Source organism: Pseudomonas sp. NFACC16-2 (assembly GCF_900119205.1).
GTDB lineage: Bacteria > Pseudomonadota > Gammaproteobacteria > Pseudomonadales > Pseudomonadaceae > Aquipseudomonas > Aquipseudomonas fluorescens_Q.
Genome location: NZ_FPIX01000009.1, coordinates 82,895 through 104,802 on the forward strand (window position 1 = coordinate 82,895; position 21,908 = coordinate 104,802).

Sequence of the window (21,908 nt, forward strand, 5' to 3'; positions counted from 1 at the left end):
GCGCGAGTAGCACGATGTCCCCAGACCTGTGGAGCTTTTCCCTCGACCTCTATGCCAAGCCTGGCGTAGAGCCTGCGTGCCTGGCATCACAAGACGCCGGCGCCAACGTCTGCCTGCTGCTGTGTGGCCTGTGGCTGGCGCAGCGTGGCGTGGCCTGCAATGAACACAGGCTGCGGCAGCTTCGACTATTGGCCGAGCCCTGGGATGCCGAGGTGGTGCGGCCACTGCGCACGCTTCGCAGCCAATGGAAAACCAGCGCCCTCCAAGACACGGCACTCAATGGCCTGCGCGAGCAGGTCAAGCAACTGGAGCTGGCGGCCGAACGGCAATTGCTGGAGCGATTGGAAGCGCTGGCCAAGGATTGGCCTGGGACACAACAGAACGATTCAGCGCAATGGCTGCAAGGGCTGGCGGCGAATGCCGGGCCAGCGAGCCGCGACGCGCTGCATCAGCTGCGCGTCGCGGTGTCCGGCACTTAGGAAGCGCTGGTTGGGGTGCTGCTGATGCTCGGCGCAACGGCAGCGGATGGGCTGGTCGCCGCGGCCGGAGTGCTGGCGGTTGGAGCCGGTGCCGTGGTCGGAGCCGGTGTCGCTGGCTTGGCGGCTGGCGCAGTCGCAGGTTTTGCAGCGGCTGGCTTTTTCACGGCCGGTTTCGCTGCCGGCTTGGCGGCTGGTTTGGCGGCAGCTGGCTTCGCGACGGCTGGTTTGGCAGCCGTTGGCTTCGCAGCAGCAGGCTTGGCAGCAGCCGGTTTGGCAGCGGGTTTAGCCGCCGCTTTGGCGGGGGCCTTGGCAGCGACTGGCTTGGCAGCGGTTTTCGCAGCGGGCTTGGCCGCAGCCGTTTTGGTTGCCGCAGGCTTCGCTGCTGGTTTGGCAGCAGGTTTAGCGGTGGCTTTTACCGCAGCTTTGGCAGCAGGTTTTGCGGCGGCAGTTTTAGCGGCAGGTTTGGCTGCAGCAGTTTTAGCGGCAGGTTTGGCTGCAGCTTTTGCCGCAGGTTTAGCGGCCGGTTTAGCTGCAGCTTTTACAGCAGGCTTGGCGGCAGCGGCTTTTGCGGCTGCCGTTTTTGTGGCGGGCTTGGCCGCAGCTTTGACAACTGGTTTTTTTGCCGCAGGTTTTGCAGCACTGGCAGCGACCGATTTGGCAGCAGGCTTGCTGGCAGCTTTGGCCGGCGCTTTCGCCGCAGGCTTGGCGGCGATTTTGGCCGGAGCTTTTGCCGCGACGGGTTTAGCCGCCGGCTTCTTGGCCGATACAGCGGCAGGCTTGGCAGCACGAAGCGTCAGCGCCTTGCCTGCGGCTTCCTGCACGCGACCGACACCCTGGGCCAGTTTCAGGCTTTCCTGGGCATCACGCTTGAGTTGCAGAATGTAGGCGCGGGTCTCGGACTGACGATCCTTCAAGGCATCAAGCAGGTCTTCGAGTTCTTTCACGACATCTTTGGCCTTGGCTTGCGCCTTGGCCTTGCCAGCGGTGGCTGCGTCTTGCAATTTGGTGCGCGACTTGTGCAGTTTTTCTTGCGCTTTGCCGCGTTGTTTTTCAAGTTTGGCGAGCAGTTTTTCAGCATCAGCCAGGGCTTGGGAGCAGGCATTTTCCAGATGTTCGAGCAGGCTGCCCGAGAGTTGTTGGAGCAAGTGCAACGGAGTGTTTACAGGCTTCTTGGTGGCCGACATGGTTTACCTCCTGACTGACGTGAGTGCGGCTCATACTAGACCTCTGCTTCAACCGCCGCTAGGGCATGTTGACAGTACACAAGACGTTGCGTTGCAAGGGACGAAAAATCTTCTGCGCCAGTGCCTTGGCAATCCACTTCTATAGATATCGGCACTGGCATAATTCCTCGATTCGAGGCCGGAGAGCACACATGTCGCGTCACCTGTTTTTATTCCTGTGCATGGTTTGCTCCACGGTCCAGGCCGTTGAAAAAACCAGCGCAAACGATGCCCACGATTTGGCTTACAGCCTGGGCGCAAGTCTGGGCGAACGCCTGCGCCAGGACGTGCCGGACCTGCAGATCAAAGCCTTGGTCGAAGGCTTGCAACAGGCCTACCTGGGCAAGCCGCTGGCCCTCAAGGATGAACGCATCGAACAGATCCTGGCCGAGCACCAGGCAAAACTGAATTCGCAATCGACAACGCCACAGATCGAAGCTGCGTTGAAAACGGAGCAGAAATTTCTCAATGAAGAAAAGAACCGTCCTGGCGTCCAGCAACTCGCAGACGGCATCCTGCTGACCGAGATCAAGCCAGGCCACGGCGCGAAGGCCGGCCCTCACGGCAAGGTCCAGGTGCTGTATACCGGTCGATTGCCGGACGGCACCGTATTCGACTCCAACCACCAGGCGCAATGGTTCAACCTCGACAGCGTGATTGACGGCTGGCGCAGTGCATTGCCGCAAATGCCGGTAGGCGCAAAATGGCGGTTGGTGATTCCGTCGACCCTGGCCTATGGCGCCGAAGGGGCGGGAGATGTGATCCCGCCATTCACGCCACTGGTGTTTGAAATCGAATTGCTGGGCGCGACGACCTGACGCCGACTCAATAAAAAACGGTGCGCAATGCGCACCGTTTTTTCATGACCGCGAACCCTCAGGCCTGGACCGCGGCTTCTTCCTTGTGAGCGTTGTGCAGCACTTCGATCAGGCAGTCTTCCAGCTCGAAACGTTCGTGCAGCAAGCCGCCCAGCTCCTTGAATTTTTCCGCTACGCACTTGCCTTCATCGCACAGGTCGTTGAACGCCAGCAGCTTTTCGGTGATGACGTCGATACGCGGGTAGATCTGCTCGGCCAGTTCCAGGCCGCGCTTGTCGTTGAAGGCCTTGGCCTCGCCCGTCAGTTGTTCGTATATCTCGAAATGACCGGCAGACACATAGTCGACCAGCACACCGCAGAACTCCTGCAAGGGTTTGCGGCTTTCGCTCAGCGCTTCAGGCTTATCGCCGAGGGCATCGTAGGCCCGAACCAGTTCGTGACGCTCCTGCAACCAGCGATCGATCAACAGATGCACCCCACCCCAGCGTTCCTGAGCATTCTGACAACTTTCGAGCATGGTGATTTCTTCCCTTGTGAGTCATGCCACTCGCAGCCTGTGCACGCCTGATGATCAGGGACAAGCCAGACACAACATGATCGAGCGGCACAATTCCAATAACACGTGCGGGCCAGATTATGCCCGCACGACAACGGCTTCAAGGTACGCAGGAGATAAAGTTCATACAAGTGTTTAATCCACGGCCCGGAGCATCTGCGACGTATCGCCGCTGAGCGGTCGTACCAGAGCGCTCCAGGCAAGGCGCAGCAGTAGATAGGCCATCGCGCTGGACACCGCGAGAAAAAACAACAGGCTCCATTCGGGGATACTCAGGTCGAACAACGTCCAGGTGATATTCGCGCAATCGACCGCGCCGTCGAGGACGCGATGCAACGCGCACCACCACGAATCCATCAGCTTGGGCTGGGCAACACAATCAGGAAACGGCTCGAACGAATGGCTTTGCATCAAGACCTGACGCCATGACAGGGTCATTCCCCCCGTCGCAAAAACCAACCCTGCCGCACCATAGAAGAGACTGCCTCTTTGGCCTGGACCGTGTACGCATGCCACAAGGCTGTTCACCAGGAACAGCGTCAGGCACAACCGCTGCAAGACGCACAGGCTGCAAGGCGTCAGGCCGACCGAATACTCCAGATAGGTGGCAATGCCCAAAGCCAGGGCTGCGGCGATGGAAGCCATGAAAAACAAGAAGCGTGAGCTGGCCAAAGACATGGCGGTTCCGTAACAGAAGAGACAAGCAGTTACGGTAGAGGAAAGCCCTCGAGCCTTTCAAGGCAGGCCCGCGCAGACACTTCACCAGGGATGTAGGGAATTCCCGACAGGCCAAAGAGGATACAGCGCGATGAGCTGTAGGACTTTACTGACAGCATGACCAAAGCCCCAAAACCAGGGTGGTATTCGCAACCCTTCGCTCATGGACGGCACTGAACCTGTGGCGAGGGGATTTATCCCCGCTGGGTTGCGAGGCAGCCCTAAAGCCTGGCGCCGTGCGTGCTGCATCAGATTTTCATCGAGCCCAAGCTTCAAAGGGCCGCTTCGCAGCCCAACGGGGATAAATCCCCTCGCCACAAGGGTTCATACCCTTTTCAAGAATGAGTCATGCCCCTCTCAAGTGGACAACACCTGAGCCGGAACCGGCAACGGTGCGGCCAGCAGGCGCTCGTCCAGCAGCCCCAATCCCTCCTGGAACAACTGGTTGCTGCGCTCGGCATCGCCCAGTTGCGCCAGCAATCGCGCCAGTTCAGCACAGGCTTCGGGGTTGCGTTGGACGCGCAAGCTGCTTTCCAGATAGTCCCGCGCCTTGCCCCACAAACTGTTCTGCAGGCATAGGCGCCCCAGGGTCAGCAGCAGGCTTGGATCCGCCGGATGATCCTTGAGCCAGCCTTCGGCCGTTTGCAACTGGCGGATCGGATCATTGCCTCGAACCAACCCGTACAGGCGCGCCAGATGGCTGTCATAGTGACGCTTGAGCGCACTTCGCAATACCTCTTCGGCCTCGACCTGGGCTCCCAACTGACGCAACTGCTCGGCATAGGCCAGCACCAGCGCCGACTCCTGGCGCTGCGCGGAGGTCAGTTGTTGCCAGGCGCGATTGAGCGACTGCAAACCGACGCTGCCGTCCTCCTCACGGTGAGCTGCCAGGGTGAGGTTTTCACCCCAGGCACGACGTTCCAGTTCCGCCAGTTCAGCGGGTGGCAGGACCTTGTCCTTGCGCAGCTCCGGCAACAGCCGGATCAATGCCGACCAGTCGCCGCGCTGCTGATGCAGTCGTTGCAGTTGGCGCAGGACCTGGACGTTATGGGGATGCCGCTCATGCATGGCCTGGAGCGTGGTCAACGCGCCGTCGGTGTCGCCTCGGTCCGTCTGCAGTTGCGCGTGCGTAAGGGCAATGGCCAGTTCCGCCTGGGGCTGACGCTCCAGGGCGCGCTCGAGCAAACTGTCGCTCTGTTCGTAGAGACCTTGTTCGTTGGCCGCACGGGCGGCACCGAGGTAATACAGCAGCGGCTGGCGCTCGGCTTCGGCAGCACGATGCAGGTGTCGTTGGGCACTGGCCCAGCGACCTTCGGCCAGGTCCAACTGGCCGTGCTCGATCGCCACTTGCACCCGCCGGCTGCGGTTGCGCCGCGACCACGGGTTGACCACGCCGCTCGACGTAGTCACCAGCCCGATCAGCGCCCGCAGGCCTCGCCACACCAGCCAGAGCACCGCCACCAGCGCCAGGGTGACCCAAAGGCCAGCTTCATAACGGAAGTTCTTGTACGCCACCAGCACGTAACCCGAATGCTCGGCAATCGCCACGCCCAGCAAGGCAGCGGCAGCGATGACCACGAACAGAATCACGTAGAGACGCTTCATGGCGTGGCCTCCTGCGCGCCAGGCGCGGGCAGCGGCTTTACCGATTCCTGGGCATTGAGGTTGCGGCGCTCAAGGTAAGCCTGGACGCTGCTCAGCGTGCCCGTCAGGTCCGGGGTGACCACCGTCACCGGCTGCTTGGACAGCTCGACCACGCGTTCGAGCATGATCTTGCTTTGCGGGTTGTCCTGGTTGAAGTTGTTCTTCAACACGTCCCGAGCCTCGGTCAGCGCCTGGGTGTAGACCGGCGCCTGACCATTGAGGGCGGCCCATTGCGCCTGCTCCAGCGCCAGACTCAAGGCCAGGCGCACTTGCACGAGGCTTTGCCCGGCCAGCAGCGGACGAACATTTTCATCGGCGTTGAAGTCGATACGGATATAGCGCGAGATCTGGTCCCACCATTGCGCCCAACGACTGGCGCCATCGCCGTCGGCGGTCAGGCCCAGCAGGGATTCACCGCGGTCCTTGTACTCGGGCGCCAATTCGGTCAGCTCCAGGACCTGGTCACGCAAGGCGCCCAGTTGCAGGAACAGCCCGGTGCGATCCGGTTGCTCGGTGCTGCGCAACGCGGCGAGGGTCTTGGCCAGTTGCTCGCGGGCGGCGAACGAACCGGGGTCGTTCTGCTCGCGCAGGATTTCGTCAGCCCCCTGGACCAGCGCCTGGGCACTGTTGATGTCCTGCAGGGCGGAAAGACGCAGGCTGGCCAGGCGCAACAAGTGCTCGGCCTCCGCCAGGCGCCAATCCTTGCGGCTGGCACCGAGCACGGTTTCCAGGCGCTGGTTCAGGTGCTGCTGGTCACTTTGCAACTGGGCCACCAGGCGCCGCCGCCCCTCCAGCTCTTCGGCCGGGGGCAATTGCGCCAGGCGCTCGCTCAGGCGTTGCTCGTTGAGCTTGAGGCTCTGGGCCTGGTCATTCAGCGCCTGGACCTGGGCGGACTGCTGCTGGTTATTGGTTTGCAGGTGACGCACCTGCCACACGCCCCAACCGCCCACGGCCACGCCAGCGGCCCCGAGCAGCAATGCAACAATGGCCAACCCGTTGCCGCGACGCGGCGCCACCGGGGGCGGAGTTTCAACCGGCGCATCGATCGCTGGCTGGTCTAGATCTTCTTTTGGCAAGGCTGTTTCGCTCACGTATCCATCCTTTGCATTAGAAAACGGCACGGAGTGTTCCCGTAACGCCGCCAGCAAAGCCGCGGCATTGGCGCCACGACAATCCACAACTGTTCGGGCCCCGGCGGCACGCGCCATCCCGGCAACCCTTGGGCTTGGAACAAACAACGGTAACCGCGCCAAGGCCGGCCACGCATCGCCGGCCAGCCGCTGCAGATGCTCGAAGCCCTGCCCACTGCTGACCACCAGTGCGTTCAAGTGTTCCGCTTCGACTTTCGCCGGCAACGCCCCTTCGCCGTAATCGGGCAAGTGGCGGCGGTACAATTCCAGATAATCGACACTAGCACCTTGCTCGCGCAAACGCTCTGCCAGCAAGCCACGCCCGCCTTCACCGCGCACGATCAAAACCTTGGGGTCGGGCCGCGCAACAGCCTGGCGCAAGACCACGTGTTCCAGCAAGGCTTCGCTGTCATCGCCGTTATCGGGATAAAACACCGTGAGGCCGGCATCGACGAGAATCTGTCCGGTGGCCGCCCCCACGCTGAACCAGGGTTGGTCTGGAAGCTGGGGCCAGTATTGGCGCAGCAACTCGACGCACAGGCGTGCGGCCGGTTTGCTGACGACGATCACGGCAGAGTATTGGTCCAGCACCTGGAGTATCGCCCGCCCGGCATCGGACAGCGGGACCGGCTCGATATCCAGCAAGGGCAGGCTGCTGCTGTAGACCCCCGCTTCGGCCAGGACAGCCGCCAGCGCCGACGACTCGTCCGCCGGCCGGGTGAGCAGCAGCCGCCAACCCGTCACGTGTGGCCGGCCTCGCCATAGACGGCCTTGAGAATGTCGGCGGCGCCCTGGCTCAACAGATCTTCGGCCACCCGCACGCCCAACGCCTCGGCATCGTGGCGCGGCGCCCGGGCTTCGGCGCTGAGCAGCCGGCCACCGTTGGGATCCCCCACCAGGCCACGCAACCAGACCTGTTCGCCTTCCAGCACGGCGTAACAGGCGATCGGCACTTGGCAACCGCCATTGAGGTGTTTGTTAAGGGCGCGCTCGGCGAATACCCGCGTAGCGGTGTCTTCATGGTGCAGCGGCGCCAGCAAGGCATGGATGTCGCTGTCGGCGCTACGGCACTCGATGCCCACCGCCCCTTGTCCACCGGCCGGCAGGCTGTCGTCGACGCTGATGGCCGAGGTGATGCGATCTTCAAAGCCCAGGCGGATCAGGCCGGCGGCGGCGAGGATGATCGCGTCGTACTCACCGGCATCGAGCTTGGCCAGGCGCGTATTGACGTTACCGCGCAGGAAACGGATTTGCAGGTCCGGGCGGCGAGTCAGCAACTGTGCCTGGCGACGCAGGCTGGAAGTCCCCACCACGCTCCCGGCAGGCAGTGCTTCAAGACTGGAGAACGTGTTGGAGACGAACGCATCGCGTGGGTCTTCCCGCTCGCAGATGCAAAACAGGCCCAGGCCTTCGGGGAAGTCCATGGGCACGTCTTTCATCGAATGCACGGCGATGTCGGCTTCGTTGTCCAGCAACGCGGTTTCCAGTTCCTTGACGAACAGGCCCTTGCCGCCGATCTTCGACAGTGGCGAATCCAGCAGCTTGTCACCGCGACTGACCATGGGCACCAGGGTCACGATCAGGCCGGGATGGGCCGCTTCCAGGCGGGCTTTGACGTATTCGGCCTGCCAGAGGGCCAAGGCACTTTTACGGGTGGCGATGCGGATCTCGCGAGGGGACATGGATCAATCCGTACTTAAAAGATACGGCAGATAATAACAGCTCAGCCAAAACCGCTTTGATTTGAATCACGACCCCAAGGCCTCCCTGGCCGCCAAATCCTCGAAATGAAACGCATCGAACGCCTTGGACCGCCGCATTAAAGCTGCTGCATCATCTTGCGCACGCCGGCCACGTGTCGCCGGCTGACAATCAGCGCGTCGCCATTGAGGCCCTTGAGGAACAGTTGGAAATGCCCAAGGGGGGTGCGTTGCAAACGCTCGATCCGCTCGCGGGCCACGAGGGCGTTGCGGTGGATGCGTACGAAACGTTCGCCGAACTCGTCTTCGAGGGCCTTGAGTGGCTCATCCAACAACACCTCGCCACTTTCATGGCGCAAGGTCACGTATTTGTGGTCGGCAATGAAATAGACCACCTGGTTCAACGGGATCAGCTCGATGCCTTTGCGGGTGCGCGCACTGATATGGCTGCGCGGGCCGCTGCCGCTTTCGGCGGCCGGACGGGTCAGCGCTGCCAGCTGCACGCGGTTGGGCCGCTCGGCCTTGCGCAAGGCTTCGAGCAGCGCCTCGGCCGCCACGGGCTTGACCAGGTAGCCCACGGCGCCGGCCTGCAACACCTCGGGAGGGAAGTCGTCCCGTGTGGTACAGAACACCACGGCGGGCGGCGACTCTCGTTCGCACAGCTTCGCCGCAACCTGCAGACCGTCCAGGCCAGGCATGCGAATGTCGAGCAGCACGATATCCGGCTTGTGGCTGTCAATAAGGGCCAATGCCTCTTCGCCATTGGTGGCGCTCGGCTCCAGGACACTGTAACCCTCGAGCTCGCCAACCATTCGGCTCAGGCGCTCGCGGGCCAGTGGTTCGTCATCAACGATCAGGACATTCATATTGCGCTGGATTCCTGCGTGAGTCTCGCACAAGGATAGCGTAGACAGGGGAAGTGACATCCGTCACGGCGATCCACGCTAAGACTCGTTCGAGGGCCAAAAAGTGCCGCGAGGCGGTTGCCTATCTTTACCAGCGCTTGCCGACCGATGCCCGAGGCCCGTTGTCGCACGGCGTCGCCGTAGGGATTGTTAACTGTCGATCTGACCAATATGAGCACCCCCTTCTTATCTATATCCGCTGCGCCATGGGTGGAAAAAGCAAAAGTCCTACAGTCCACTGTAGACGGTTGCCACGACGATATTGCTCAATCGAAAAATATCGTTGCGGGAAAACCCGGTTGGATCCCAGGCTTGCATCGAAAAAACCTGCCGACCAGTGCCAGCGCCAGTCCCGGCAACCCTGCTATCATCCGCCGCAGCCTTTAACCGCTACTTTCTCCACAGCCGATCACGAGCGAATTCATGAGCACTGACAAGACCAATCAGTCCTGGGGCGGCCGCTTCAGTGAACCCGTCGACGCCTTCGTCGCCCGCTTCACCGCCTCCGTCAACTTTGACCAGCGCCTGTATCGCCACGACATCATGGGCTCGATCGCCCACGCCACCATGCTGGCCAAGGTCGGCGTGCTGACCGATGCCGAGCGCGACAGCATCATCGACGGCCTGAAGACCATCCAGGCTGAAATCGAGGCCGGCCAGTTCGACTGGCGCGTCGACCTTGAAGACGTACACATGAACATCGAAGCGCGCCTGACCGACCGCATCGGCGTGACGGGCAAGAAACTGCACACCGGCCGCAGCCGCAACGACCAGGTCGCCACCGACATCCGCCTGTGGCTGCGCGATGAGATAGACCTGATCCTGGCCGAAATCACTCGCCTACAAAAAGGCCTGCTGGAGCAAGCCGGGCGCGAAGCCGAGAGCATCATGCCGGGTTTCACGCACCTGCAAACCGCCCAACCTGTAACGTTTGGGCATCACATGCTGGCCTGGTTCGAAATGCTCAGCCGCGACTACGAGCGCCTGGTGGACTGCCGCAAGCGCACCAACCGCATGCCCCTGGGCAGCGCCGCGCTGGCCGGCACCACGTACCCGATCGACCGTGAATACACCGCGCAGTTGCTGGGCTTCGACGCCGTGGGCGGCAACTCGCTGGATAACGTCTCGGACCGCGATTTCGCCATCGAATTCTGCGCCGCCGCAAGCATCGCGATGATGCACCTGTCGCGCTTCTCCGAAGAGCTGGTGCTGTGGACCAGCGCGCAATTCCAATTCATTGACCTGCCGGACCGCTTCTGCACCGGCAGCTCGATCATGCCGCAAAAGAAAAACCCCGACGTGCCGGAGCTGGTACGGGGCAAGAGCGGCCGGGTGTTCGGCGCATTGATGGGCCTGCTGACCCTGATGAAAGGCCAGCCGCTGGCCTACAACAAGGACAACCAGGAAGACAAGGAACCGCTGTTCGACGCCGCCGACACCTTGCGCGACTCGCTGCGGGCCTTCGCCGACATGATCCCGGCCATCAAGCCCAAGCACGCGGTGATGCGCGAAGCGGCCCTGCGCGGCTTCTCCACCGCCACGGACCTGGCCGATTACCTGGTGCGCCGTGGCCTGCCATTCCGTGACTGCCACGAAATCGTCGGCCATGCCGTGAAGTACGGCGTGGACAGCGGCAAGGACCTGGCCGAGATGAGCCTGGACGAACTGCGCCAGTTCAGCGACCAGATCGAACAGGACGTGTTTGCCGTGCTGACCCTCGAAGGCTCGGTCAATGCCCGTGACCACATCGGCGGCACCGCGCCGGCGCAGGTCAAGGCAGCTGTGGTACGTGGCCAGGCGTTGCTCGCCAGCCGCTAAAAGCATCACGAGCAAGCTCGCTCCCACAGTGGATCTTCATGTAGAGATTCATTGTGGGAGCGAGCCTGCTCGCGATAACTCACTTCAAAACACCGCGAAACTCATTTTTTGGCAGCGATCATCGCCAAAAACGCCGGCATCGCCGCTTCTCTATCCGCCGCAATCCGCTGCACATTTGGATTCTGCTCCAAGCGCTCCATCAGCGCCTTGGCCGCGGGCATGCCTGCCAGCAAGTCGATATCGAACAGCTTCCTGCCCACCTGCAAGGCCAGGGATAAGCTGTAGAAGAAATACAGATCGGCCAGGCTCATGCGCTCGCCCGCCACGTAGGGCGAGAATTTGCCGTGCCTGCCAAGCGAGGCAAACCCCAGCTGCAATTCGGCCTTGGTCTTTTGCTTGATGGCATCGGGCACCGGCGTGCCGAAAAATGCCTCGCCATAACAGGCTCGCCCCGGCAGCTCGATGTACAACTCGATTTCCCTGCACAGGGCCAGCACCTGGGCACGTTCGAATGGGTCACCGGGCAGCAGGGCTTTCCCGGGTTGGGTTTGCTCGATGTACTCGAGGATCACGCTGGTCTCGTTGATAAACCCTTGTTCGGTCTTCAACACCGGGACCTTGCCGCGCGGGCTGACCGCGAGCGCTTCGGGGGTCTGGCTAGGGTAAAACGGCACTTCCTCGAAAGGCAGGCCCTTCTCCAACAGCGCCAGTTTGACCATGTTGTAATAGTTACTGACAGAGAAACCATAAAGCTCAAGCATTACAAAGCCTCCAGGCCGTGCGGGGTTGGCAGCCAAGCGTTATAGACCGCCAGGGCATTTCTTGCCAGGCGCATCACGCCGCTGAATGCAGGTAAACTGGCGACCTTTCTCCCAGGAGCCTGCCATGAGCGAGCCAACCGACATCGACAACGACGAAGAAGAATTCGTCGAGAACACGCTGATCCAGGCCATCGAAAACCAGATCGAAAGTGACAATCCGCCTGCGGCCAAGGCCACTTTCAACAAGTTGACCCTGGTCGGTTATGAGCGCGAAGAAATCCTCAACCTGATGGCCCATGTGCTGGCGGTAGAAATCGATGCGATCCTGGAAGAGGACCGCGCGTTCGATACCCAATGGTACGAAGCCGCATTGCGCGCCCTGCCTGAGTTGCCGCCGGAAAAGAAATAAACCGTGAGGCAAAGTTGCTCCTGTGGCGAGGGGATTTATCCCCGCTGGGCCGCGAAGCGGCCCCCACAACGAGCGCACCTGTTTCCTTGGGCCTGCTTCGCAGTCCAGCGGGGATAAATCCCCTCGCCACAAGGTGCTCTGCCTGGCAGGACAGCGATGTTCCGCCACCCAAAACAAAAAAAGCATGACACTGAGACTGGACAGCTCGGCCGAGTGCGCTCACCTTAGTGACGCTGTCGACCAAATTCCTAGAAAGTCTGGAGTCCTTATGTCGCTTACCCCTGAGCTGGTTGCCGAACTGGAAATCCTTGCACTCTTCAACCTGGACAGTTCCCAGGAAGGCCTGAAAATTCATCAGACCGCTGCCCCTAAAGCGATTGCCGCTGCCCAACGCCTGTTCGAAAAAGAACTGATCACCCAGCCCGATGGTGGTTACCTGACAAGCCTGGGCCGAGATGCCGCCCAAAACGTACAAACCGTCCTGACAATACTCAGCGTGCAAGAAGCCGCCTGATCCCCCTGTCGCCCACGGAAATCTCCCTTACGGGATTTCCGCAGGCGCACGGGTGCCCTGCGTAAAAAACCGGCATCCGAAATCTGTTTTCAGCTTAAGAATTCCCAAGATCGGGCGCTAACCTGCCATCACCCCACGTTCGACGCCGCGAGCCGGTTTGAGCTGACATGACCCGCAATCACGAAATACGCCCTGATCTGGACGAGGGAATCGACCGCAAGGTCTTGAACCAGTTGCGCGCGCGTTTTCTCAAGCTCAACACCGTGCGGATGGAGCGCGCCCTCGAAGGCCTGTCGCCGCGCCAGCAAGGCGTGCTGACGTTGCTGCCGCTGTTCTTCCACGTCAACCATCCGCTGCTGCCCGGCTACGTTTCCGGCAGCACGCCTGCCGGGCTGTCGAACTACGAGCCTGACGCCAATATCCTTGCCGAAGCCCAGCGACTGACCCGCTCGTTTTCCTACAAGCCGCGGCACGGCAGCAACCCGCCACGGCCGATCCTTGGCCTGTTCCTGATGGGCAGCCTCGGTACCCTGGCCCAGGCCGACCAGAGCGACATGGACGTTTGGGTGTGCCACGGGCCTGACCTGAGCGACGATGACCTGGCCGAGCTGCGCAAGAAATGCCAGCTGCTGGAAATCTGGGCCGCGACCCAGGGCGCCGAAGCCCATTTTTTCCTGATCGACCCAGCGCGTTTCGTGCGGGGCGAGCGGGACAACCAGCTCAGTTCCGACGATTGCGGCACCACCCAGCATTACCTGCTGCTGGATGAGTTCTACCGCACCGCGATCTGGCTGGCCGGGCGCACGCCGATCTGGTGGCTGGTACCGGTCTATGAAGAAGAGAACTATGAGCAATACACCCATACGCTGATGTCCAAGCGTTTCATTCGCGCCGATGAAACCCTGGACCTGGGACACCTGGCCTACATTCCGCCAGGCGAATTCGTCGGTGCCGGGCTCTGGCAGCTGTTCAAAGGTATCGAGTCGCCCTACAAGTCCGTACTCAAGCTGCTGCTGACCGAGGTCTATGCCAGTGAACACCCGAATGTTCGCTGCCTGAGCCTGCGCTTCAAACAGGCCGTATTTGCCAATCGCCTGGACCTCGAAGAGCTGGATCCGTACATGCTGGTCTACCGCCGCATCGAGGAATACCTCAATGCCCGCGGCGAATCCGAACGCCTGGAGTTGATCCGCCGCGCGCTGTACCTGAAGGTCAATCGCAAGCTCACCGGCCAGACGCGTAGCAGCGGCTGGCAACGGGTACTGCTCGAACGACTGGCCCGGGAATGGGGCTGGGACCAGCGTCAACTGGCGCTGCTGGACGCCCGCAGCCAATGGAAAGTCCGCCAGGTCAGCCACGAGCGACGGGCCCTGGTCAACGAACTCACCCACAGCTACCGCTTCCTGACCCAGTTCGCCCGCACCGAGAAAACCGTCAGCCTGATCAACAAGCGCGATCTCAACGTGCTTGGCCGGCGGCTGTATGCCGCCTTCGAACGCAAGGCCGACAAGGTCGAGTTCATCAACCCCGGCATTGCGCCGGACCTGGCCGAAGACACCCTGACGCTGGTCCAGTCACCCAACAAGAAAGAACCGGGGCAGAACCAGTGGGCGCTGTACAACGGCAGCCTCAACGCCCTGGAGTGGGAGAATTTCGCGCCGATCAAGCGCTGCCGCGAGCTGCTGGAACTGCTGACCTGGTGCCATCGCAACGGCGTGATCGACAGCAGCACGCGTCTGGCGCTGCACCCAGGCGACAGCGACCTGAGCGAGTTCGAACTGTTCAACCTGCTGGGCAGCCTGCAACAGTCCATCGCCCTGCCCTTGACCACCGTGGATGAAGCACAGTTGCTGCGCGCCAGCGTGCCCAGCGAAGTGTTGATCCTGGTGAACGTCGGCGTCGACCCGCTCAAGCACCACCGCGACTTGAATATCCTGATGACCACCGAGCGCACCGACTCCCTGAGCTATGCCGGGGTCCGGGAGAACCTGGTGCTGACCCTCGACCAGGTCACGCTCAACAGTTGGAATGAGGTGCTGGTCAACCGTTTTGACGGCGAACACGCCTTGCTCGACTGCCTGCGCGATTACCTCAACGACCTGCCCGTCACCCAGCACCAGCCACGCTTGCAGGTGCGCTGTTTCTGCCACAACCGCGCCCAATTCATTGCGCGGCGCGTGGAAGAAGTCATCGATACGGCGCAGACCCTGCTGCTGAGCAGGCTCAATCACCGCTATCTGCTTCAGGTCCAACAGCACTATCACGTGTTGGAGCTGGTGCCCGGCCAGGTCAACCACGTGGCGCTGGGCAGCCTGTCGGCGCTGATGGATTACCTGGGCGAGGAACTGACAACCTACAGCCCCTTGCACCTGGACCCGATGGCCTTGGAGGACCATGACCTGGCGCTGATCCTGCCCATGGGCCAGCCCGAGTGCATCCAGGTGTTTTACCGCGTCGACGAAGACGAGGCCGATCTGTACGTGCTCGACGAGTTCAACGCGCTGTGGCAACAACACGTGCCTTATCACGACGAACAAAGCCTGCTGGTGCCGCTACAACGCTTTTTGCAGTCAGTGCTTTATCGTCGCGATGCCCTGCTGCCGCTGGATGCCGCCCAGCCGCCGACCCTGGAAACCCTGTACTACCAGTTATTGCCCTCAGGCAGTGGCCGGGCGCGACGGATCGAAGCGCGGCAAGCCCCGCAGATGCAAGTCAACAAGCCGTTCTATGACGTGCAGGCGATCATCGGCAAAGCGGCGCACGGGCAGGTGCACGTCACCCTGTACTGTGATCAGCAGGAGTTTTCCGAACTGGAACATGGCGACCAACTGTTCCGCGTGGTCGCCAGGGAGATCGTCGAACAGCGCCGCGAAGCCCAGCGCTATCGCTGCTACATCACCGACCTGGACCTCTCGGGCCTGGTGGGCGACGGCGCCTGTTCAAGCAATTTGTACCTGCGCTACAAGGCCGACCTGGAGCGCGCCCTGAACGAGGCACTGAACCAGGTCTGAGACGGGTTCAGAACGCACAGTCGCCGCCATTGACCGGCTGCGACTCGACCTCCAGCAACGTCAGCTTCAGCGTCTTGCCACCCGGGGCCGGCCAGTCGATGTGCTGACCGACCTTCAGGCCCAGCAACGCGCTGCCCACTGGCGCCAGGATCGAGATCCGGCCTTCGTCGGCGTTCGCGTCCTGTGGATAAACCAGCGTGAGGTGATAGTCCTTGCCGCTGCTTTCTTCGCGACAGTGCACGCGCGAGTTCATGGTCACGACATCGGCAGGCACTTCTTCGTGGCCCACCACGTTCTCGGCGCGATCCAGTTCGGTTTGCAGCGCAATCACGCCCGGCAGCGTTTCATCAAGGCTGTCGATCAGGCGTTCCAGACGCTGTACGTCCAGACGGGTAAGGGTGATGGATGGTGCGGTCATGATCCTGGCAGACTCCTTTCTTCTGCACGAAAAAAGCAAAACCCCGCCACAAAAAGGCGGGGTTTTCACGGGCCTCGATGGATTGAGGCGTAACCGGACACTATCACAGCTCAATAAATAAACAAGACGGGCGGGGTCTACTCATCGTCATGGGAAGCAGAATGACTGTGGCGAGGGGATTTATCCCCGCTGGGCTGCGAAGCGGCCCTAAACCCTCACCTTGGTGCATCAGGCTGGTCGTGCCCGGCTTCTATTGGGGGCTGCTTCGCAGCCCATCGGGGATAAATCCCCTCACCACAAATTACCTCAGAGACTGGCGCTTAGCCGCCTCGGCGCAGATAACCCGCCGACGCTCGTCGTCGGCCGAGCGCCATTCGCGGATATCTTCCACATGACGGAAACAGCCGAGGCAGACCTTCTGTTCATCCAGCTTGCACACGCCAGTACACGGCGATGGCACGGACGGGCTGACGTTGCTGTAGAGCGGCTTGAGTGGCCGTTGCGGGGCGGTCTGGCTCACGCCGTCACAAGCCTTCGAAATCGAGTTCCACGCCCGCCTGCTGCTTGACGATGCGCTCGAGCATTTCGCCCAACTGCTCTTCGCTCTTGTCGCACATCCAGCGCTCGCTTTCTTCGTCGTAGTCGAAGTGAAAGCCACCGGAAACCGCCGCCAACCACAATTGCCGCAACGGCTCCTGGCGACTGAAAATCAACTGACTGCCGTTTTCGAACTTGACGGTGAGTACACCGGCAGAGATTTCCAGGTCAATGTCCAGGCCACTGTCATCGAACACATCCTCCAGCGTTTGCTGGGTCGCATCGACCAGATCGTGGAAACGGGCTTCAGTCAAACTCATTGCGGCAACCTCGAAAATGTCTGCTCATGCTCAAGCGCCGCAAGATACGGACGCTTCCCGGCGATTGCAAAGGATATACCCACTGACGACCACCAGCGCCGCCAGACGGGCACCCCGTTGCATAGGCAAGCTGACGGGTGGCCGGTATACTCCGGCGCAATTAAAGCATTTTCAAGGATTTCGCCATGAAGCGCCTGATCTCTTCCCTTGCTGCGCTCGTCGCGGTTGCCTGCCTCGTGACAGCCTGTGGTCAAAAAGGTCCGCTGTACCTGCCTGATGACAGCAAGTCCCCTGAAGAACAGGCCAAGTCGTCCCAGGCCAAATCCCACTCGCACGACACCCACACCACCACTTACTAAGGGAACGCCATGGACGCTTTTAATTACCGTGGCGGGGAGCTGTTCGCGGAAGGGGTTGCCCTGTCCGCGATCGCCGAACGTTTCGGCACGCCGACCTATGTCTATTCCCGCGCTCACATTGAAGCCCAGTACCGGACATTCGCCGATGCCCTCGTGGGCATGCCGCACCTGGTGTGTTTCGCTGTAAAAGCCAACTCCAACCTGGGTGTGCTCAATGTCCTGGCGCGCCTGGGGGCCGGTTTCGACATCGTCTCCGGTGGCGAGCTCGAACGTGTGCTGGCCGCTGGCGGCAGCGCCGACAAGATCGTCTTCTCCGGCGTCGGCAAGACCCGTGAAGACATGCGCCGCGCCCTGGAAGTCGGCGTGCACTGCTTCAACATCGAATCCACCGACGAGCTGGAGCGCCTGCAGGTTGTCGCCGCCGAGCTGGGCGTTCGCGCACCGGTCTCCCTGCGCGTGAACCCGGACGTCGACGCCGGCACCCACCCGTACATTTCCACCGGTCTGAAGGAAAACAAGTTCGGCATCGCCATTGCCGACGCCGAGGACGTGTACGTACGCGCTGCCCAACTGCCGAACCTGGAAGTGCTGGGCGTCGACTGCCACATCGGCTCGCAACTGACCACCCTGGAACCGTTCATCGATGCCCTCGACCGCCTGCTGGCGCTGGTCGACCGCCTCGGCGACTGCGGCATCTACCTGCGCCACATTGACCTCGGTGGCGGTGTCGGCGTGCGCTATCGCGATGAAGAGCCGCCGCTGGTGGCCGACTACATCAAGGCCGTGCGTGAGCGCCTCGACGGGCGTGACCTGGCGCTGATGTTCGAACCGGGCCGCTACATCGTCGCCAACGCCGGCGCGCTGCTGACCCAGGTCGAGTACCTCAAGCACACCGAGCACAAGGATTTCGCCATCGTCGACGCGGCGATGAACGACCTGATCCGCCCGGCGCTGTACCAGGCCTGGATGGACGTCACCGCCGTGCGCCCTCGCGACACTGCGACCCGCAGCTACGACATCGTCGGGCCAATCTGCGAAACCGGCGACTTCCTGGCCAAGGGTCGGGAACTGGCGCTGGAAGAAGGCGATCTGCTGGCCGTGCATTCGGCTGGTGCCTATGGGTTTGTCATGAGTTCCAACTACAACACCCGCGGCCGTTGCGCCGAGGTGCTGGTGGACGGTGATCAGGCATTCGAAGTGCGTCGCCGCGAGACGGTAGCCGAGTTGTTTGCCGGCGAAAGCCTGCTGCCGGAGTAAAACCATGCTGCTGCGTTTTACCAAGATGCACGGCCTGGGCAATGACTTCATGGTCCTCGACCTGGTCAGCCAGCACGCGCACATCCTGCCCAAGCACGCCAAGCAATGGGGGGACCGGCACACCGGTATCGGTTTCGACCAGTTGTTGATCGTCGAGGCACCCAATAACCCGGACGTGGACTTCCGTTATCGGATCTTCAACGCCGACGGTTCGGAAGTGGAGCAATGCGGCAATGGCGCGCGCTGCTTCGCCCGCTTCGTGCTGGACAAGCGCCTGACCGCCAAGCGGCAGATCCGCGTCGAGACCAAAAGCGGCATCATCGAACTGGATGTGCGCAGCGACGGCCAGATCGGCGTCAACATGGGCGCTCCGCGCCTGGTACCGACGGACATTCCATTCCAGGCACCGGCCCAGGCCTTGAGCTATCAGGTGGACGTCGACGGCGCTACGGTGGAACTGGCAGCGGTTTCCATGGGCAACCCCCATGCCGTGCTGCGAGTGGCCGATATCAACAGTGCTCCGGTGCATGAGCTGGGGCCGAAAATCGAGCATCATCCGCGCTTCCCCGCGCGAGTGAACGTCGGTTTCCTGCAAGTCATCGACCGCCACCGCGCACAATTGCGCGTCTGGGAACGCGGTGCCGGGGAAACCCAGGCCTGCGGTACCGGCGCCTGTGCGGCCGCAGTCGCTGCGATCAGCCAGGGGTGGATGGATTCGCCGTTGTTGATCGACCTGCCCGGCGGGCGCCTGTCCATCGAATGGGCAGGCCCTGGCCAACCGGTGATGATGACCGGCCCGGCAGTGCGCGTATACGAAGGACAAGTTCGTCTTTGAGTGAGCCAAACCCATGACCGACCAGCCACAGGTTCCAGCCCCACAGCCCGACGAATCCCCCAGTCTGCCAGAAACCGCGGCCGTAGCGGCTTACCTGGAGGCTCACCCGGACTTCTTCGTCGCGCATGAAGAACTGCTCGCGACGATGCGCATCCCCCACCGGCGCGGCGATACCGTGTCGCTGGTGGAGCACCAGATGAAAATCCTGCGCGAGCGCAACATCGAAATGCGCCATCGTCTTTCGCACCTGATGGATGTAGCCCGGGACAACGACCGGCTGTTCGACAAGACCCGTCGGCTGATCCTCGCCCTGATGGACGCCAGCACCCTCGAAGACCTGGTCATGAGCGTCGAAGACAGCCTGCGCCAGGATTTCCAGGTGCCCTTTGTCAGCCTGATCCTGTTCGGCGACAACGCCATGCCGGTGGGCCGCTGGGTGACCCATGCCGAAGCGCAGACGGCCATCGGCGGCCTGCTCACGGAAAACAAAAGCGTCAGCGGCAGCCTGCGCGAGCATGAGCTGGACTTCCTGTTCGGCGAAGAACAACGCAAGCAGATCGGCTCCACCGCCGTCGTCGCCATCGCCCATCAGGGCGTGCACGGCGTGCTGGCCATCGCCAGCCGCGATCCGCAGCACTACAAGAGCTCGGTGGGCACGCTGTTCTTGAGCTACATCGCCGAAGTCACCGGCCGGGTACTGCCAAGAGTCGCCGGTTCGCTGCGCTCGGTACGCTGAGGATGGAACGGCAACTGGACGCCTACTGCGAACACCTGCGCAGTGAGCGCCAGGTGTCGCCCCACACGTTGTCGGCCTATCGCCGCGACCTGGAAAAAGTGCTGGGCTGGTGCCAGAAGCAGAACATCGACAGCTGGGCGACCCTGGACATCCAGCGCTTGCGCAGCCTGATCGCCCGCCTGCATCAACAGGGGCAATCCTCTCGCAGCCTGGCACGCCTGTTGTCAGCGGTACGCGGCCTGTATCACTACCTCAATCGCGAAGGCCTGTGCGATCACGACCCGGCCACCGGCCTGGCACCGCCCAAAGGCGAGCGCCGGCTGCCAAAGACCCTCGACACCGACCGCGCCCTGCAACTGCTCGAAGGTGCCGTCGAGGATGACTTCCTCGCCCGGCGCGACCAGGCGATGCTCGAGCTGTTCTATTCTTCCGGCCTGCGACTTTCAGAGCTGACAGGGCTTAACCTGGATCAACTGGACCTGGCCGATGGCATGGTCCAAGTGCTCGGCAAGGGCAGCAAGACCCGCCTGCTGCCCGTCGGCCGCAAGGCCCGTGAAGCCCTGGAGCAATGGCTGCCGCTGCGGGCGCTGGCCAACCCCGCCGACGACGCGGTCTTCGTCAGCCAACAGGGGCGGCGCCTTGGCCCGCGGGCCATTCAGTTGCGGGTCAAGGCTGCCGGCGAACGGGAGCTGGGACAGAACCTGCACCCGCACATGCTCCGGCACTCCTTCGCCAGCCATTTGCTGGAGTCCTCCCAGGACCTGCGCGCCGTTCAAGAGCTATTGGGGCACTCGGACATCAAGACCACCCAGATCTACACCCACCTGGATTTCCAACACCTGGCGACGGTCTATGACAGTGCCCACCCCAGGGCCAAACGCATCAAGGGCGACGAATCATGACCATCGAACTCATCACTTTCGACCTGGACGACACCCTGTGGGACACCGCGCCGGTGATCGCCAGCGCCGAAGCCATACTCCGCCAATGGCTGACCGACAACGCGCCGAACCTGGGCGGCGTGCCGGTGGAGCATCTTTTTTCGATTCGCGAACAAGTGCTGCGCGAGGAGCCTGGGCTGAAGCACCGCATCAGCGCCCTGCGCCGACGGGTGCTGTTTCGCGCCCTGCAGGAAGCCGGCTACGACCAGTGGCAAGCCTCTGAGCTGGCAGACCAGGCCTTCGAGACGTTCTTGCACGCCCGTCATCAGCTGGAGATTTTCCCCGAGGTGCAGCCCACGCTGGAGATCCTGGCCAATCATTTCGCCCTCGGCGTGGTCACCAATGGCAACGCCGATGTGCGCCGCCTGGGGCTGGCGGACTATTTCAAGTTCGCCTTGTGTGCTGAAGACATCGGCATCGCCAAGCCGGACGCGCGGCTATTCCACGAGGCCTTGCTGCGCGGCGGCGCGACGGCGCAGACCGCCGTGCACATTGGTGATCACCCCGGCGATGACATCGCCGGCGCCCAGCAGGCCGGCCTGCGCGCGGTGTGGTTCAACCCGACGGGCAAGGCCTGGGAAGCCGACCATGCGCCGGATGCGGAGATTCGTAGCCTGACCGAACTGCCAGGGTTATTGGCAGGGTGGCATCGCCAGCGCTGAACCCTGCTTCACAGCCGCCAAAGCCCTCTGTGGGAGCTTGCTCGCGATGACGGCGGCACATCCGACATCAATGCCAACAGACCTACCGCTATCGCAAGCAAGCTCGCCCCCACAGGGGTTGTGCCTGGCCTGGGAATGGAATCGCGCCCATGAAAAAG

General features: G+C 62.0%; 23 protein-coding genes and 2 pseudogenes. 12 read left to right on the forward strand and 13 right to left on the reverse strand.

Translation table 11 applies throughout. The annotated features are described in order from the left end of the window. The first annotated feature begins 14 nt into the window (after window positions 1–14). Window positions 15–479: a TIGR02444 family protein gene (locus tag BT116_RS10380; protein ID WP_072343028.1), complete on the forward strand. Its 465-nt coding sequence runs from the start codon at window positions 15–17 to the stop codon at window positions 477–479. Here BT116_RS10380 and BT116_RS10385 read toward each other — a convergent pair. Beyond that, complete coding sequence (locus BT116_RS10385) at window positions 476–1,663, reverse strand: AlgP family protein (protein WP_072343031.1); 1,188 nt, start codon at window positions 1,661–1,663, stop codon at window positions 476–478. The genes BT116_RS10380 and BT116_RS10385 overlap by 4 nt on opposite strands. Window positions 1,664–1,854: 191 nt before the next feature. Here BT116_RS10385 and BT116_RS10390 point away from each other — a divergent pair, with 191 nt between their 5' ends. After that, window positions 1,855–2,520: an FKBP-type peptidyl-prolyl cis-trans isomerase gene (locus tag BT116_RS10390; protein WP_072343034.1), complete on the forward strand. Its 666-nt coding sequence runs from the start codon at window positions 1,855–1,857 to the stop codon at window positions 2,518–2,520. Window positions 2,521–2,578: 58 nt separating this feature from the next. Here the strand turns inward: BT116_RS10390 and BT116_RS10395 are convergent, their stop codons facing one another. From BT116_RS10395 to BT116_RS31415, 8 genes and pseudogenes are all read right to left on the reverse strand, one after another. After that, on the reverse strand, window positions 2,579–3,037 hold the full coding sequence (locus BT116_RS10395) for an Rsd/AlgQ family anti-sigma factor (protein ID WP_003206770.1): 459 nt from the start codon (window positions 3,035–3,037) through the stop codon (window positions 2,579–2,581). A gap of 174 nt (window positions 3,038–3,211) precedes the next feature. Next, a complete protein-coding gene (locus BT116_RS10400) occupies window positions 3,212–3,754 on the reverse strand; it encodes a disulfide bond formation protein B (RefSeq protein ID WP_072343037.1) in 543 nt (180 codons plus the stop codon). A 396-nt stretch (window positions 3,755–4,150) separates the two neighbouring features. Continuing rightward, window positions 4,151–5,398, reverse strand: coding sequence for a heme biosynthesis protein HemY (locus tag BT116_RS10405; protein ID WP_072343040.1), 1,248 nt, complete (start codon window positions 5,396–5,398; stop codon window positions 4,151–4,153). Further along, the gene (locus BT116_RS31405) at window positions 5,395–6,528 is read right to left on the reverse strand and encodes a uroporphyrinogen-III C-methyltransferase (protein WP_256571678.1); all 1,134 of its coding nucleotides are present in this window, start codon (window positions 6,526–6,528) and stop codon (window positions 5,395–5,397) included. Before BT116_RS31405 ends, BT116_RS10405 begins: the two co-directional genes overlap by 4 nt. 36 nt (window positions 6,529–6,564) lie before the next feature. Continuing rightward, window positions 6,565–7,311, reverse strand: a pseudogene (locus tag BT116_RS31410) (uroporphyrinogen-III synthase); the annotation flags it as partial. Beyond that, window positions 7,308–8,249, reverse strand: coding sequence for a hydroxymethylbilane synthase (hemC, locus tag BT116_RS10415; RefSeq protein WP_003206778.1), 942 nt, complete (start codon window positions 8,247–8,249; stop codon window positions 7,308–7,310). The gene hemC and the pseudogene BT116_RS31410, both read right to left, overlap by 4 nt. Before the next feature lie 137 nt (window positions 8,250–8,386). Beyond that, a complete protein-coding gene (locus BT116_RS10420; RefSeq protein WP_003206780.1) occupies window positions 8,387–9,133 on the reverse strand; it encodes a LytR/AlgR family response regulator transcription factor in 747 nt (248 codons plus the stop codon). Continuing rightward, window positions 9,130–9,279: pseudogene (locus BT116_RS31415) on the reverse strand (sensor histidine kinase); the annotation flags it as partial. The gene BT116_RS10420 and the pseudogene BT116_RS31415, both read right to left, overlap by 4 nt. A 316-nt stretch (window positions 9,280–9,595) precedes the next feature. Here BT116_RS31415 and argH point away from each other — a divergent pair. Continuing rightward, on the forward strand, window positions 9,596–10,990 hold the full coding sequence (gene argH / locus BT116_RS10425; RefSeq protein ID WP_063323839.1) for an argininosuccinate lyase: 1,395 nt from the start codon (window positions 9,596–9,598) through the stop codon (window positions 10,988–10,990). 101 nt (window positions 10,991–11,091) lie between these two features. On the opposite strand, the gene BT116_RS10430 is transcribed toward argH, so the two are convergent. Continuing rightward, the gene (locus tag BT116_RS10430; protein WP_072343046.1) at window positions 11,092–11,751 is read right to left on the reverse strand and encodes a glutathione S-transferase family protein; all 660 of its coding nucleotides are present in this window, start codon (window positions 11,749–11,751) and stop codon (window positions 11,092–11,094) included. Between the two features lie 124 nt (window positions 11,752–11,875). On the opposite strand from BT116_RS10430, the gene BT116_RS10435 reads away from it, so the two are divergent. The 3 genes from BT116_RS10435 (at window position 11,876) to BT116_RS10445 (ending at window position 15,685) form a co-directional block, all read left to right on the forward strand. Further along, the gene (locus tag BT116_RS10435; protein WP_063323837.1) at window positions 11,876–12,160 is read left to right on the forward strand and encodes a hypothetical protein; all 285 of its coding nucleotides are present in this window, start codon (window positions 11,876–11,878) and stop codon (window positions 12,158–12,160) included. 268 nt (window positions 12,161–12,428) lie between these two features. Further along, a complete protein-coding gene (locus tag BT116_RS10440; protein ID WP_003206789.1) occupies window positions 12,429–12,674 on the forward strand; it encodes a TIGR02647 family protein in 246 nt (81 codons plus the stop codon). 167 nt (window positions 12,675–12,841) lie between these two features. Next, window positions 12,842–15,685 (forward strand): class I adenylate cyclase, encoded by a 2,844-nt coding sequence (locus BT116_RS10445; RefSeq protein WP_072343049.1) that lies wholly within the window; start codon window positions 12,842–12,844, stop codon window positions 15,683–15,685. A gap of 7 nt (window positions 15,686–15,692) precedes the next feature. Here the strand turns inward: BT116_RS10445 and rnk are convergent, their stop codons facing one another. The 3 genes from rnk to cyaY form a co-directional block, all read right to left on the reverse strand. Further along, on the reverse strand, window positions 15,693–16,103 hold the full coding sequence (gene rnk / locus BT116_RS10450) for a nucleoside diphosphate kinase regulator (protein WP_014340819.1): 411 nt from the start codon (window positions 16,101–16,103) through the stop codon (window positions 15,693–15,695). A gap of 301 nt (window positions 16,104–16,404) precedes the next feature. Continuing rightward, window positions 16,405–16,623, reverse strand: coding sequence for a DUF1289 domain-containing protein (locus tag BT116_RS10455; protein ID WP_072343052.1), 219 nt, complete (start codon window positions 16,621–16,623; stop codon window positions 16,405–16,407). A 4-nt stretch (window positions 16,624–16,627) separates the two neighbouring features. Beyond that, the gene (cyaY, locus tag BT116_RS10460; RefSeq protein WP_072343055.1) at window positions 16,628–16,960 is read right to left on the reverse strand and encodes an iron donor protein CyaY; all 333 of its coding nucleotides are present in this window, start codon (window positions 16,958–16,960) and stop codon (window positions 16,628–16,630) included. Between the two features lie 185 nt (window positions 16,961–17,145). On the opposite strand from cyaY, the gene BT116_RS10470 reads away from it, so the two are divergent. The 6 genes from BT116_RS10470 to BT116_RS10495 are packed head-to-tail and all read left to right on the forward strand — an operon-like array spanning window position 17,146 to window position 21,750. Then, window positions 17,146–17,319 carry an LPS translocon maturation chaperone LptM gene (locus BT116_RS10470; RefSeq protein ID WP_013694543.1) on the forward strand — a complete coding sequence of 58 codons (174 nt, stop codon included), beginning with the start codon at window positions 17,146–17,148 and terminating at the stop codon, window positions 17,317–17,319. Between the two features lie 9 nt (window positions 17,320–17,328). Continuing rightward, window positions 17,329–18,576 (forward strand): diaminopimelate decarboxylase, encoded by a 1,248-nt coding sequence (lysA, locus tag BT116_RS10475; RefSeq protein WP_072343058.1) that lies wholly within the window; start codon window positions 17,329–17,331, stop codon window positions 18,574–18,576. Window positions 18,577–18,580: 4 nt separating this feature from the next. Further along, on the forward strand, window positions 18,581–19,411 hold the full coding sequence (gene dapF, locus BT116_RS10480; protein ID WP_072343061.1) for a diaminopimelate epimerase: 831 nt from the start codon (window positions 18,581–18,583) through the stop codon (window positions 19,409–19,411). A 13-nt stretch (window positions 19,412–19,424) separates the two neighbouring features. Next, window positions 19,425–20,147, forward strand: a complete 723-nt coding sequence (locus tag BT116_RS10485) for a DUF484 family protein (protein ID WP_072343064.1) — start codon at window positions 19,425–19,427, stop codon at window positions 20,145–20,147. A gap of 2 nt (window positions 20,148–20,149) precedes the next feature. Next, window positions 20,150–21,049, forward strand: a complete 900-nt coding sequence (gene xerC / locus BT116_RS10490) for a tyrosine recombinase XerC (RefSeq protein ID WP_072343068.1) — start codon at window positions 20,150–20,152, stop codon at window positions 21,047–21,049. Continuing rightward, window positions 21,046–21,750 carry an HAD family hydrolase gene (locus BT116_RS10495; protein ID WP_063323831.1) on the forward strand — a complete coding sequence of 235 codons (705 nt, stop codon included), beginning with the start codon at window positions 21,046–21,048 and terminating at the stop codon, window positions 21,748–21,750. Before xerC ends, BT116_RS10495 begins: the two co-directional genes overlap by 4 nt. The last annotated feature ends 158 nt before the right edge of the window (window positions 21,751–21,908 follow it).

What these genes read in the sequence shown, in the direction of transcription:
- BT116_RS10380 (WP_072343028.1), top strand. Translation starts at nt 15, where the DNA reads ATGTCCCCAGACCTGTGGAGCTTTTCCCTCGACCTCTATGCCAAGCCT.
- BT116_RS10385 (WP_072343031.1), bottom strand. Translation starts at nt 1,663, where the DNA reads ATGTCGGCCACCAAGAAGCCTGTAAACACTCCGTTGCACTTGCTCCAA.
- BT116_RS10390 (WP_072343034.1), top strand. Translation starts at nt 1,855, where the DNA reads ATGTCGCGTCACCTGTTTTTATTCCTGTGCATGGTTTGCTCCACGGTC.
- BT116_RS10395 (WP_003206770.1), bottom strand. Translation starts at nt 3,037, where the DNA reads ATGCTCGAAAGTTGTCAGAATGCTCAGGAACGCTGGGGTGGGGTGCAT.
- BT116_RS10400 (WP_072343037.1), bottom strand. Translation starts at nt 3,754, where the DNA reads ATGTCTTTGGCCAGCTCACGCTTCTTGTTTTTCATGGCTTCCATCGCC.
- BT116_RS10405 (WP_072343040.1), bottom strand. Translation starts at nt 5,398, where the DNA reads ATGAAGCGTCTCTACGTGATTCTGTTCGTGGTCATCGCTGCCGCTGCC.
- hemC (WP_003206778.1), bottom strand. Translation starts at nt 8,249, where the DNA reads ATGTCCCCTCGCGAGATCCGCATCGCCACCCGTAAAAGTGCCTTGGCC.
- BT116_RS10420 (WP_003206780.1), bottom strand. Translation starts at nt 9,133, where the DNA reads ATGAATGTCCTGATCGTTGATGACGAACCACTGGCCCGCGAGCGCCTG.
- argH (WP_063323839.1), top strand. Translation starts at nt 9,596, where the DNA reads ATGAGCACTGACAAGACCAATCAGTCCTGGGGCGGCCGCTTCAGTGAA.
- BT116_RS10430 (WP_072343046.1), bottom strand. Translation starts at nt 11,751, where the DNA reads ATGCTTGAGCTTTATGGTTTCTCTGTCAGTAACTATTACAACATGGTC.
- BT116_RS10435 (WP_063323837.1), top strand. Translation starts at nt 11,876, where the DNA reads ATGAGCGAGCCAACCGACATCGACAACGACGAAGAAGAATTCGTCGAG.
- BT116_RS10440 (WP_003206789.1), top strand. Translation starts at nt 12,429, where the DNA reads ATGTCGCTTACCCCTGAGCTGGTTGCCGAACTGGAAATCCTTGCACTC.
- BT116_RS10445 (WP_072343049.1), top strand. Translation starts at nt 12,842, where the DNA reads ATGACCCGCAATCACGAAATACGCCCTGATCTGGACGAGGGAATCGAC.
- rnk (WP_014340819.1), bottom strand. Translation starts at nt 16,103, where the DNA reads ATGACCGCACCATCCATCACCCTTACCCGTCTGGACGTACAGCGTCTG.
- cyaY (WP_072343055.1), bottom strand. Translation starts at nt 16,960, where the DNA reads ATGAGTTTGACTGAAGCCCGTTTCCACGATCTGGTCGATGCGACCCAG.
- BT116_RS10470 (WP_013694543.1), top strand. Translation starts at nt 17,146, where the DNA reads ATGAAGCGCCTGATCTCTTCCCTTGCTGCGCTCGTCGCGGTTGCCTGC.
- lysA (WP_072343058.1), top strand. Translation starts at nt 17,329, where the DNA reads ATGGACGCTTTTAATTACCGTGGCGGGGAGCTGTTCGCGGAAGGGGTT.
- dapF (WP_072343061.1), top strand. Translation starts at nt 18,581, where the DNA reads ATGCTGCTGCGTTTTACCAAGATGCACGGCCTGGGCAATGACTTCATG.
- BT116_RS10485 (WP_072343064.1), top strand. Translation starts at nt 19,425, where the DNA reads ATGACCGACCAGCCACAGGTTCCAGCCCCACAGCCCGACGAATCCCCC.
- xerC (WP_072343068.1), top strand. Translation starts at nt 20,150, where the DNA reads ATGGAACGGCAACTGGACGCCTACTGCGAACACCTGCGCAGTGAGCGC.
- BT116_RS10495 (WP_063323831.1), top strand. Translation starts at nt 21,046, where the DNA reads ATGACCATCGAACTCATCACTTTCGACCTGGACGACACCCTGTGGGAC.